At 63.5% G+C, this 12545-nt stretch carries 4 protein-coding genes and 3 pseudogenes; 2 read left to right on the top strand and 5 right to left on the bottom strand.

The features are described 5' to 3' along the window. Window positions 1-42: 42 nt before the first annotated feature. From fusA to rpsL, 3 genes and pseudogenes are all read right to left on the bottom strand, one after another. A pseudogene (gene fusA, locus QM732_RS27700) lies at window positions 43-2149 on the bottom strand (elongation factor G). A gap of 68 nt (window positions 2150-2217) precedes the next feature. Continuing rightward, on the bottom strand, window positions 2218-2688 hold the full coding sequence (gene rpsG, locus QM732_RS27695; RefSeq protein WP_394386442.1) for a 30S ribosomal protein S7: 471 nt from the start codon (window positions 2686-2688) through the stop codon (window positions 2218-2220). A 157-nt stretch (window positions 2689-2845) separates the two neighbouring features. Next, a complete protein-coding gene (gene rpsL, locus QM732_RS27690; RefSeq protein WP_233395045.1) occupies window positions 2846-3220 on the bottom strand; it encodes a 30S ribosomal protein S12 in 375 nt (124 codons plus the stop codon). Window positions 3221-3389: 169 nt separating this feature from the next. Between rpsL and QM732_RS27685 the strand changes: the two genes are divergently transcribed. Then, on the top strand, window positions 3390-3728 hold the full coding sequence (locus QM732_RS27685) for a PIN domain-containing protein (protein WP_415659297.1): 339 nt from the start codon (window positions 3390-3392) through the stop codon (window positions 3726-3728). Next, window positions 3694-3867, top strand: coding sequence for a putative toxin-antitoxin system toxin component, PIN family (locus tag QM732_RS27680; RefSeq protein ID WP_415659441.1), 174 nt, complete (start codon window positions 3694-3696; stop codon window positions 3865-3867). The genes QM732_RS27685 and QM732_RS27680 overlap by 35 nt, the downstream gene beginning before the upstream one ends. A gap of 66 nt (window positions 3868-3933) precedes the next feature. Here the strand turns inward: QM732_RS27680 and rpoC are convergent. After that, window positions 3934-8153: pseudogene (rpoC, locus tag QM732_RS27675) on the bottom strand (DNA-directed RNA polymerase subunit beta'). 20 nt (window positions 8154-8173) lie between these two features. Beyond that, window positions 8174-12298: pseudogene (gene rpoB, locus QM732_RS27670) on the bottom strand (DNA-directed RNA polymerase subunit beta). Between the last annotated feature and the right edge of the window lie 247 nt (window positions 12299-12545).

Genomic DNA, 12545 nt, shown 5'->3' with positions numbered 1-12545 from the left:
AGCGGGCGGGCCGCTGCGAAGACGATTCAGTTCAGAAGCGGATCAGGACTTGCCGCGCGCCAGGATGATGGCGTCGGCAACGTTCTTGGGCGCTTCGGAGTAGTGCTTGAACTCCATCGTGTACGTGGCGCGGCCTTGCGTGGCCGAGCGCAGCGACGTGGAGTAGCCGAACATTTCGCTCAGCGGGACTTCGGCCTTGATGACCTTGCCGCCACCGACCATGTCGTCCATGCCCTGCACCATGCCGCGACGGCTGGACAGGTCGCCCATGACGGTACCGGCGTAGTCTTCCGGCGTCTCGACTTCCACGGCCATCATCGGCTCGAGGATGACGGGGCTGGCGCGGCGCATGGCTTCCTTGAAACCCATGGAGGCGGCCATCTTGAACGCGTTTTCGTTCGAGTCCACGTCGTGGTACGAACCGAAGGTCAGCGTGGCCTTGACGTCCACGACCGGGAAGCCGGCCAGCACGCCGTTCGGCAGCGTGTCGATGATGCCCTTCTCGACCGCGGGGATGAACTCGCGAGGCACCACGCCGCCCTTGATGGCGTCGACGAACTCGAAGCCCTTGCCCGGCTCCTGCGGCTCGAGCGTCAGCACGACGTGACCGTACTGGCCCTTGCCGCCGGACTGGCGAACGAACTTGCCTTCGACGTCGGTCGCGGTCTTGCGGATGGTTTCGCGGTAGGCCACCTGCGGCTTGCCGACGTTGGCTTCCACGCCGAACTCGCGCTTCATGCGGTCGACGATGATTTCCAGGTGCAGCTCGCCCATGCCGGAGATGATGGTCTGGCCGGACTCTTCGTCGGTGCGCAGACGGAAGGACGGGTCTTCGGCAGCCAGGCGGCCCAGCGCGATACCCATCTTTTCCTGGTCGGCCTTGGTCTTGGGCTCGACGGCCTGCGAGATCACGGGCTCGGGGAAGACCATCTTCTCCAGCGTGATGACGGTGTCCGGGTCGCACAGGGTTTCGCCCGTGGTGACGTCCTTCAGGCCCACGCAGGCGGCGATGTCGCCGGCCAGAATTTCCTTGATTTCCTCACGCTGGTTGGCGTGCATCTGCAGGATCCGGCCGATGCGCTCCTTCTTGCCGCGGATCGGGTTGTAGACGGTCGCGCCCGACTGCAGCACGCCCGAGTACACGCGAACGAAGGTCAGCTGGCCGACGTAGGGGTCGGTCATCAGCTTGAAGGCCAGCGCGGAGAACTTCTCATCGTCGTCGGCCTTGACGGGTGATCGGCTGGTCGTCTTCGTCCGTGCCCGGCACCGGCGGGATGTCCATCGGCGACGGCAGGAAGTCGATGACGGCATCCAGCATGCGCTGCACACCCTTGTTCTTGAACGCGGTGCCGCACAGCATCGGCTGGATCTCGGTCGCGATGGTGCGCTGGCGGATCGCGAGCTTGATCTCTTCCTCGGACAGGTCGCCCGTCTCGAGGTACTTGTTCATCAGCTCTTCGGTGGCCTCGGCAGCGGCCTCGACCAGCTTCTCGCGCCATTCCTGGGCGACTTCGACCAGGTCAGCGGGGATGTCCTCGAAGGTGAACTTCATGCCCTGGGACGCCTCGTCCCAGATGATGGCCTTCATCTTGAAGAGGTCCACCACGCCCTTGAAGTTGTCCTCGGCGCCGATGGGGATCACCACGGGCACGGGGTTGGCCTTCAGGCGGGTCTTCATCTGGTCGACGACCTTGAAGAAGTTCGCGCCGGTGCGGTCCATCTTGTTGACGAACGCGAGGCGGGGCACCTTGTACTTGTTGGCCTGGCGCCAGACGGTTTCCGACTGGGGCTGCACGCCACCCACGGCGCAATACACCATGCAAGCACCGTCCAGCACGCGCATCGAACGCTCGACTTCAATCGTGAAGTCCACGTGTCCGGGGGTGTCGATGATGTTGAAGCGGTGCTCGGGGTAGGACATGTCCATGCCCTTCCAGAAGCAGGTCGTCGCGGCCGACGTGATCGTGATGCCGCGCTCCTGCTCCTGCTCCATCCAGTCCATCGTGGCGGCGCCGTCGTGCACCTCACCGATCTTGTGGTTCACACCGGTGTAGTAGAGGATGCGCTCGGTCGTGGTGGTCTTGCCAGCATCGATGTGCGCGGAGATACCGATGTTGCGGTAGCGCTCGATGGGGGTTTTGCGGGCCATGGTTTGCTCCAGAAGACAGGAGCCGCCAGCGGGTTGGTAGAAACCCGAGGCGGCCGAAAGACAGTGGTTTAGAAGCGGAAGTGCGAGAAGGCCTTGTTGGCTTCTGCCATGCGGTGGACTTCGTCGCGCTTCTTCATCGCGCCGCCACGGCCTTCAGCGGCCTCCAGCAGCTCGTTGGCCAGGCGTTGGGCCATCGACTTCTCACCGCGCTTGCGAGCGGATTCCTTCAACCAGCGCATGGCGAGGGCCATCCGGCGGACGGGGCGAACTTCCACGGGAACTTGGTAGTTCGCACCGCCGACACGGCGGGACTTCACTTCAACCATGGGCTTCACGTTGTTCAGGGCGACCATGAACACTTCCAGCGGGTCCTTGCCGACCTTCTTCTCGACCTGGTCGAGGGCGCCATAGATGATGCGCTCGGCGACGGCCTTCTTGCCCGATTCCATGATGACGTTCATGAACTTGGACAGATCAACGGAACCGAACTTCGGATCCGGGAGGATTTCGCGCTTGGGTACTTCGCGACGACGTGGCATGGCACTCTTCCTTCTGCTTCAGTTGGAGACGGCCTTCTTGACCTGACTCCGCTGGACAACCACCGACATCTGGGGCCATCCACTTACTCGGCTGACTGACACGCTCAGCAGCCGCAACAACGTTGGGTCAGCATCGAGCTGAGCCCGAACAGACGATTTACTTCTTCGGACGCTTGGCACCGTACTTGGAACGGGCCTGCTTGCGATCCTTGACGCCTTGCAGGTCAAGCGAGCCGCGGACGATGTGATAACGCACACCCGGCAAGTCCTTCACACGGCCGCCGCGCACCAGCACGACACTGTGTTCTTGCAGGTTGTGGCCTTCGCCGCCGATGTAGGAGATGACCTCGAAACCGTTGGTCAGGCGCACCTTGGCGACCTTACGCAGAGCGGAGTTCGGCTTCTTCGGCGTGGTGGTGTAGACGCGGGTGCAGACACCGCGGCGCTGCGGGCAGTTCTGCATCGCAGGCGACTTGGACTTGGTGACCTCGGCCTCTCGACCTTGGCGCACCAGTTGATTGATGGTTGGCATAAAACGACTTGTTCCCGTTTGAAGTCAGTGAACCTCGCCTTTCGGAAGCGCCGCATGGCGCAGGGCTTGGCGCAGGCAATACGCCGCCAAAAGGCGAAGAGCCGACGATTGTAGACCGCCGAGGGAATTCGACACAAGGGTCTGCCCGTAGGGACGGGTAAGCTGGCGAATGGATGCCCCTGCCCTACCCGCCGATCCGGCAGCTTCACCCGCCGTCGTCGAGCGACCGGCCATCGTCATCGACACCCAAGTCGTCATGGACTGGCTCGTGTTTCGCGATACCCGCGTGCAGCCGCTGACCGCAGCGCTCACCTCGGGTGCGCTGCGCTGGCTCGTGGCTCCGGCCATGCGCGACGAGATCCGGCATGTACTGGGCCGCGGCGTGGCCGCCAGCTACGCCCCCGACTTGGCCTTCATCGAGGCGCAGTTCGACGCCCACGCACTGGCCGTCGACAGCCGCGACGCCGCAGCCTCTGGCCGGCCGACTGGTCTGCCGCGACCCGGATGACCAGAAGTTCATCGATCTTGCACTGGCCGCCCGTGCTCGCTGGCTGATTTCACGCGACAAGGCGGTGCTGGCGCTCGCCAAGCGCGCCCGCTTGCGCGGGCTGGCCATCTTGACGCCGGAGCGCTGGTCGCTGGACTGAGGCACAAAAGAAAAGCCGCCCACGGCCGGAACCGGGGCGGCTTCGGAGGGCGGGGCCCTCGGCGGCTTACTCGGCCGAGCCGTCGCCGGCGTCAACACCTGCCATCTGCGCGGCGGCCAGTTCCTCGGCCTCCTGCAGCGCGATGGCGCGACGCTCGGCGTCATCCATGGCTTCCTTGGCGCGACGCGCTTCGTGGAAGGCCATGCCGGTGCCGGCCGGGATCAGGCGACCGACGATGACGTTTTCCTTCAGGCCACGCAGCTCGTCGCGCTTGCCCATGATGGCAGCCTCGGTGAGCACGCGGGTCGTTTCCTGGAAGGAAGCGGCCGAGATGAACGAGTCCGTCGACAGCGACGCCTTGGTGATGCCCAACAGCACGTCCGCATGGGTGGCAATGATCTTGCCTTCCTTGCGCAGCTTGTCGTTGGTGTCCAGCAGCTCCGAGCGCTCGACCTGCTCGTTCAGGATGTAGTGCGAATCCCCCGGGTTCGTGATGGTCACGCGACGCAGCATCTGGCGAACGATCACCTCGATGTGCTTGTCGTTGATCTTCACGCCCTGGAGTCGGTACACGTCCTGGACTTCGTCGACGATGTAGCGCGCCAGTTCCTCGATGCCCAGCAGGCGCAGGATGTCCTGCGGATCCGCCGCGCCGTCGACGATCAGCTCGCCGCGGTTGACCACCTGACCTTCGTGCACCAGGATGTTCTTTTCCTTCGGCACCAGTTCCTCGTGGGCCTTGCCGTCCGGATCGGTGATCTGCAGGCGGATCTTGCCCTTGGTCTCCTTGCCGAACGACACCGTGCCGGTCTGCTCGGCCAGAACGCCGACGTCCTTGGGCGAACGGGCTTCGAAGAGCTCGGCCACACGCGGCAGACCGCCGGTAATGTCACGGGTCTTCTGGCCTTCGACCGGGATGCGGGCGAGCACTTCACCGGGCAGCAGCTCCTGACCGTCGCGGATCTGGATCAGCGCGCCGACCTGGAAGCCGATAGCCACCGAGTGGTCGGTACCGGGGATCTTGACCTCGTGGCCCTGCGCGTCCAACAGCTTGACCTGAGGGCGCACGACCTTGGCGGCGCCGCGGCGCTTCGGGTCGATGACGACCAGCGTCGACAGACCGGTCACCTCGTCCACCTGCTTGGCGACGGTCACGCCTTCCTCGACGTTCTCGAACTTCGCCTGGCCGGCGAATTCCGTGATGATCGGGCGGGTCAGCGGATCCCAATTGGCGAGCACCACACCAGCCTTGATGATCTGGCTGGGCTTGATGTTCAGCACCGCGCCGTAAGGCACCTTGTGGCGCTCACGCTCGCGGCCGTGCGGGTCGGCAATGATGATCTCGCCGGAACGGGAAATCACGACCAATTCGCCCTTGCCGTTGGTCACGTAGCGCATCGTGGCATTGAACCCGATGATGCCGTCCGACTTGGCTTCCACGCTAGAAGCGACCGCAGCACGCGAAGCTGCACCACCGATGTGGAAGGTACGCATCGTCAGCTGCGTGCCGGGTTCACCGATGGACTGCGCGGCGATGACGCCGACGGCCTCGCCAACGTTGACCAAGCCACCGCGGCCCAGGTCGCGGCCGTAGCACTTGGCGCACAGGCCGAAGCGCGTGCCGCAGGTCAGAGGCGTGCGGACCTTGATCTCGTCGACGCCAGCCTGCTCCAGCACGTCGAGGATGTCCTCGTCGAGCATGTTGCCGGCAGCCAGCAGCGAGGCTTGCGTCTCGGGGTGGACGACGTCGATCGCAGCGACACGGCCGAGGACGCGGTCGCGCAGCGATTCGATGACTTCACCACCTTCGACCAGCGCGCGCATGGCCATGCCGTTGTCGGTACCGCAATCGTCTTCCGTGACAACCAGATCCTGGGTCACGTCGACCAGACGGCGCGTCAGGTAGCCGGAGTTCGCAGTCTTCAGCGCCGTATCGGCCAGGCCCTTACGGGCACCGTGCGTCGAGATGAAGTACTGCAGAACGTTCAGGCCCTCGCGGAAATTCGCGGTGATGGGCGTCTCGATGATGGAGCCATCAGGCTTGGCCATCAGGCCGCGCATGCCGGCGAGCTGACGGATCTGGGCGGCACTACCGCGGGCGCCCGAGTCAGCCATCATGTAGATCGAGTTGAACGACTCCTGATCGACGGTCTTGCCGTTGCGATCAGTCGTCTTCTCGACCTTCAGGTGGTCCATCATCTTCTTGCCGATTTCGTCACCGGCCTTGCCCCAGATGTCCACGACCTTGTTGTAGCGCTCGCCGGCCGTCACGAGACCGGAGACGTACTGCTGCTCGATCTCCTTGACTTCCTTCTCGGCGCGCTCGATCAGCGTGTGCTTCTGAGCGGGCACCAGCATGTCATCGATGGCGATCGAGATGCCGGCACGCGTGGCCAGGCGGAAGCCGCTTTGCAGCAGCTTGTCGGCCAGCACCACGGTTTCCTTCAGGCCGCACTTGCGGAAGCTCGTGTTGATGAGACGCGAGATTTCCTTCTTCTTCAGCGCCTTGTTGATGTTGGCGAACGGCAGGCCCTTGGGCAGGATCTCCGACAGCAGCGCGCGGCCGACGGTGGTGTCCACGAGCTTGGTCTCGGGCACGAACTCGCCCGTTTCCTTGTCCTTGGTCCACTCGGTCAGGCGAACGCTGATCTTGGCGGTGATCTCCACCGCGCCGTTCTCCAGCGCGCGGATCATCTCAGGGATGTCCGAGAAGATCAGACCTTCACCCCTGCCGTTGGTGCGCTCGCGGGTGGCGTAGTACAGACCCAGCACCACGTCTTGCGAAGGAACGATGGACGGCTCACCCGAGGCCGGGAACAGCACGTTGTTGGAGGCCAGCATCAGCGTGCGGGCTTCCATCTGCGCTTCGATCGACAGCGGCACGTGGACAGCCATCTGGTCACCGTCGAAGTCGGCGTTGAAGGCCGAGCAGACGAGCGGGTGCAGTTGGATGGCCTTGCCTTCGATCAGCACGGGCTCGAAGGCCTGGATGCCGAGGCGGTGCAGCGTCGGGGCACGGTTCAGCAGGACCGGGTGTTCCTTGATGACTTCCTCAAGGATGTCCCAGACGACCGGCGTACCGGATTCGACTTCCTTCTTCGCGGCCTTGATCGTCGTCGCGATACCCATCGCTTCGAGACGCGAGAAGATGAAAGGCTTGAACAGCTCGAGCGCCATCAGCTTGGGCAGGCCGCACTGGTGCAGCTTGAGCGTCGGGCCGACCACGATGACCGAACGGCCAGAGTAGTCGACACGCTTGCCCAGCAGGTTCTGACGGAAGCGGCCGCTCTTGCCCTTGATCATGTCGGCCAGCGACTTGAGGGCACGCTTGTTCGCGCCGGTCATGGCCTTGCCGCGGCGGCCGTTGTCCAGCAAGGAATCGACGGCTTCCTGCAGCATGCGCTTTTCATTGCGCACGATGATCTCAGGGGCCTTCAACTCCAGCAGACGCGCCAGACGGTTGTTGCGGTTGATGACACGACGATAGAGGTCGTTCAGGTCGGAGGTCGCGAAGCGGCCGCCGTCCAGCGGCACCAGCGGACGCAGGTCCGGCGGCAGCACAGGCAGCACGTCCAGCACCATCCAGTTCGGCTTGATGCCGGACTTCTTGAAGGCCTCCATGACCTTCAGGCGCTTGGAATTCTTCTTGACCTTGAGCTCGGAGCCGGTCATGTCGTTGCGCAGGCTTGATCGATCTCGATGTCGAGATCCATCTCCTCCAGCAGCTTCTTGATGCCCTCGGCGCCCATCAGCGCGATGAACTCGTCGCCGAATTCCACGCGCTTCGCGTCGTAGTCGTCCTCGCTCATGATCGAGAACTTCTTCAGCGGGGTCATGCCCGGGTCGACGACGACGTAGGCTTCGAAGTACAGCACCCGCTCGATGTCGCGCAGCGTCATGTCGAGCACCAAGCCCAGACGCGACGGCAGCGACTTCAGGAACCAGATGTGCGCGCACGGCGCCGCCAGGTCGATGTGACCCATGCGGTCACGGCGAACCTTGGTCTGCGTGACTTCGACGCCGCACTTCTCGCAGATGACGCCGCGATGCTTCAGGCGCTTGTACTTGCCGCACAGGCACTCGTAGTCCTTGATCGGGCCAAAGATCTTGGCGCAGAACAAGCCGTCACGCTCGGGCTTGAAGGTGCGGTAGTTGATGGTCTCGGGCTTCTTCACCTCGCCGAACGACCAGCTGCGGATCTTCTCCGGAGACGCCAGGCCGATCTTGATGGCATCGAAATGCTCATCCGGGGTGAATTGCTTGAAAAGGTCGAGTAGTCCCTTCATGGTGTCTTCCTTTTCCTTCCTTAGTTGCGCTCGAGCTCGATGTCGATACCGAGCGAGCGGATTTCCTTGACCAGCACGTTGAACGATTCCGGCATGCCGGCTTCGATGGCGTGCTCACCCTTGACGATGGACTCGTAGACCTTGGTACGACCGTTCACGTCGTCGGACTTGACCGTCAGCATTTCCTGCAGGATGTACGAGGCGCCGTAGGCTTCCAGCGCCCAGACTTCCATTTCACCGAAACGCTGGCCGCCGAACTGGGCCTTGCCGCCCAGCGGCTGCTGCGTGACGAGCGAGTACGGGCCGGTCGAGCGGGCGTGCATCTTGTCGTCCACCAGATGGTGCAGCTTCAGCACGTGCATGTAGCCGACGGTGACCGGGCGCTCGAACTGCTCGCCGGTACGGCCATCGCACAGCCAGGCCTGGGTGCGGGTGTACGTCAGGCCCTTGCGTGGCAGCGATGTCGTCCGGGTAGGCCAGCTTGAGCATCGCGCGGATCTCTTCTTCCTTGGCGCCATCGAAGACCGGCGTCGCGAAGGGCACGCCCTTGGCAAGGTTGCTCGGCCATCTCCAGCACTTCGGCGTCCGTCAGGTCGTCAATGTTCTCGGTCTTGCCACCGCTCTGGTTGTAGAGCTCGTCGAACAGCTTGCGCAGCTCAGCCACCTTCGACTGCTCCTGCAGCATGTCGCCGATGCGCTGGCCGATGCCCTTGCCAGCCCAGCCCAGGTGAACTTCGAGAACCTGACCCACGTTCATCCGCGACGGAACGCCCAACGGGTTCAGCACGATGTCGGCAGGCGTGCCGTCGGCCATGTAGGGCATGTCCTCAATCGGGACGACCTTGGACACCACACCCTTGTTGCCGTGACGGCCGGCCATCTTGTCGCCAGGCTGCAGGCGACGCTTGACGGCCAGGTAGACCTTGACCATCTTCAGCACGCCTGCCGGCAGCTCGTCGCCCTGCGTCAGCTTCTTGCGCTTCTCTTCGAAGGCGAGGTCGAAGCTGTGGCGGGTCTGGTCGAGCGCGTTCTTGATCGACTCGAGCTGGTTGGCAACGTCTTCCTCGGCCGGGCGGATGTCGAACCAGTGGAACTTCTCGACCGAAGCCAGATAGTCCTTGTCGATCTTGGTGCCCTTGGCGATCTTCTGCGGGCCGCCGTTGGCGACCTTGCCGACGAGCAGCTTCTCGATACGGTCGAAGGCGTCGCTCTCGACGATGCGCAGCTGGTCGTTCAGGTCCAGGCGATAGCGCTTCAGCTCGTCGTCGATGATCTGCTGGGCGCGCTTGTCGCGCTGAATGCCTTCACGGGTGAAGACCTGCACGTCGATGACGGTGCCGCTGGTGCCCTGGTCGACACGCAGCGACGTGTCCTTCACGTCAGAGGCCTTCTCACCGAAGATGGCGCGCAGCAGCTTCTCTTCCGGCGTCAGCGTGGTTTCGCCCTTGGGCGTAACCTTGCCGACCAGCACGTCGCCCGGGTTCACCTCGGCACCGATGTAGACGATGCCAGACTCGTCCAGACGGCCGAGCTGCTGCTCGGACAGGTTGGGGATGTCGCGGGTGATTTCTTCCGAACCCAGCTTGGTGTCACGCGCATTGACGACCAGTTCCTCGATGTGGATCGAGGTGTAGCGGTCTTCCGCGATGACGCGTTCCGAGATCAGGATCGAGTCTTCGAAGTTGTAGCCGTTCCACGGCATGAACGCGACCAGCATGTTCTGGCCCAGGGCCAGCTCACCGATATCGGTGGAGGCACCGTCGGCAATGATGTCCTCGGCCGCCACCTTGTCGCCACGGCGCACGATGGGGCGCTGGTGGATGTTGGTGTTCTGGTTGGAACGCTGGTACTTGATCAGGTTGTAGATGTCGACACCGACCTCACCGGCCACAGTCTCGTCATCGTTCACACGGATCACGATGCGGTTGGTGTCGACATAGTCGACCACGCCACCGCGGCGCGCCGCGACCACCGTGCCCGAGTCCTTCGCGGCGACGCGCTCAACGCCCGTACCCACGAAAGCCTTCTCGGGACGCAGCACCGGCACGGCCTGGCGCTGCATGTTGGCGCCCATCAACGCGCGGTTCGCGTCGTCGTGCTCCAGGAAGGGCACCAGCGAGGCTGCGACGGACACGATCTGCGTCGGCGCCACGTCCATGTACTGGATGCGCTCGGGGCTGGTCAGCACCGATTCGCCGTTTTCACGGGCGGACACCAATTCGTCGGTCAGCTCGCCGCCGACATTCAGCGTCGCGTTGGCCTGGGCGATGACGTACTTGCCTTCCTCGATGGCCGACAGGTAGTCGATCTGGTCGGTGACCTTGCCGTCCACGACACGGCGGTACGGCGTTTCCAGGAAGCCGTACTCGTTCAGCTGCGCGATACAGCGCCAGCGAGTTGATCAGGCCGATGTTCGGGCCTTCCGGCGTTTCGATCGGGCAGACGCGGCCGTAGTGGGTCGGGTGCACGTCGCGGACTTCGAAGCCGGCGCGCTCGCGGGTCAAACCACCCGGGCCCAGTGCGGAAACACGACGCTTGTGCGTGATTTCCGACAGCGGGTTGGTCTGGTCCATGAACTGCGACAGCTGCGACGCGCCGAAGAACTCCTTCAGCGCCGCAGAGATCGGCTTGGAGTTGATCAGGTCGTGCGGCATCAGGGCTTCGGTCTCGGCCTGGCCCAGACGCTCCTTGACGGCCTTCTCGATGCGGGCGAGGCCCGAGCGGTACTGGTTCTCGGCCAGTTCGCCCACGCAGCGCACGCGGCGGTTGCCCAGATGGTCGATGTCGTCCACCTCACCGCGACCATTGCGCAGCTCGACGAGGATCTTGACGACGTCAAGGATGTCCTCGTTGGACAGGTTCATGTTGCCTTCCGGCGTGTCACGGCCGACACGCGCGTTGAACTTCATGCGGCCGACGCGGCTCAGGTCGTAGGTGTCGGTGCTGTAGAACAGGCGGTTGAACAGCGCTTCGACAGCGTCTTCCGTCGGCGGCTCACCAGGGCGCATCATGCGGTAGATGGCGACGCGAGCGGCCAGTTGGCTGTCGGTCTCGTCAGACGCCAGCGTCTGCGAGATGTAGGCACCTTCGTCCAGCTCGTTCGTGAACAGGCACTGGATGTCCTTGACGCCAGCGGCGCGCAGCTTCTTCAGCAGCGCTTCAGTCAGCTCGTCATTGGCCTTGGCGATGATCTCGCCGGTATCGGCGTCGATCATGTTCTTGGCCAGCACGCGGCCGACCAGGAAGTCCTCGGGCACCGAGATGTGCTGCGTGCCGGACTGCTCCAGCTGGCGCACATGGCGGGCCGTGATGCGCTTGTCCTTCTCGACGATGACGGCACCACTCTTGTCGACGATATCGAACCGGGCGACTTCACCCTTCAGGCGGTCGGCGACGAACTCGAGCTGCGCGCCGACGTCCATCAGGCGGAAGTTGTCGAACACAAAGAAGTGGGCCAGGATCTGCTCGGGCTTCAGGCCGATGGCCTTGAGCAGGATCGTGACCGGCATCTTGCGGCGGCGGTCGACGCGGAAATACAGGATGTCCTTGGGGTCGAACTCGAAGTCCAGCCAGGAGCCGCGATAGGGAATGATGCGGGCGCTGAACAGCAGCTTGCCCGACGAGTGCGTCTTGCCTTTGTCGTGCTCGAAGAACACGCCCGGCGAACGGTGCAGCTGCGACACGATGACGCGCTCGGTACCGTTGACGATGAAGGAGCCGTAGTCGGTCATCAGGGGCACTTCGCCCATGTAGACCTCTTGTTCCTTGATTTCCTTGACGGTCTTCGCCTGCGGCGACTCGCGGTCATAGATGATCATCTGCAGGCGCGCACGCACGGCGGCTGCATAGGTCAACCCCCGCTGCTGGCACTCACGGGTGTCGAACGGCGGCTTGGCGATGTTGAACTCGAGGAACTTCATCTCGACGAAACCGTTGTGCGAAACAATCGGGAACGCCGACAGGAAGGCCGCCTGCAGCCCTTCGGGCTTGCGTTTGGCGGGGGCTACGTCCTTCTGGAGGAAGGCCACGTAGCTGTCCTTCTGCATTGTGAGCAGATAAGGGACGTTGAGGACACTCTCGCGCTTGCCGAAGCTCTTGCGGATCCGCTTGCGCTCGGTGTAGCTGTAGGGGGTTGCTTGCGCCATAAACACTCCGTATCGAGTGCGTCCCCGGCCGTGGGACGCACCGCGTCGGCGACTGGCTGGCTCACTCGCCCAGAACGGGCGGCTGCCTAGCTTGGTGGTTGGCCACTACCAACCGCTGGCGGACAACTCTGGCATTGCACCAAAGTCCGACCAAACTGGCTCTCTGCAGTCGGATCAGAGAACACGTGAAAGAACTGCGCATCATACGCTGCGCGGCTCTTTCAGCTGTTCTCTACGGGGAGAAACC

The sequence above is a fragment of the Roseateles sp. genome (genome assembly GCF_047654805.1).
In the GTDB taxonomy this organism is placed as follows: domain Bacteria; phylum Pseudomonadota; class Gammaproteobacteria; order Burkholderiales; family Burkholderiaceae_C; genus Pelomonas.
Note: the sequence above shows the minus strand (reverse complement) of the source record. Positions and strands in the feature narration are given on the sequence as shown.

Excerpts from the sequence above, each read along its gene's own strand:
- rpsG (WP_394386442.1), bottom strand. The coding sequence starts at position 2,688 with ATGCCACGTCGTCGCGAAGTACCCAAGCGCGAAATCCTCCCGGATCCG.
- QM732_RS27685 (WP_415659297.1), top strand. The coding sequence starts at position 3,390 with ATGGATGCCCCTGCCCTACCCGCCGATCCGGCAGCTTCACCCGCCGTC.
- rpsL (WP_233395045.1), bottom strand. The coding sequence starts at position 3,220 with ATGCCAACCATCAATCAACTGGTGCGCCAAGGTCGAGAGGCCGAGGTC.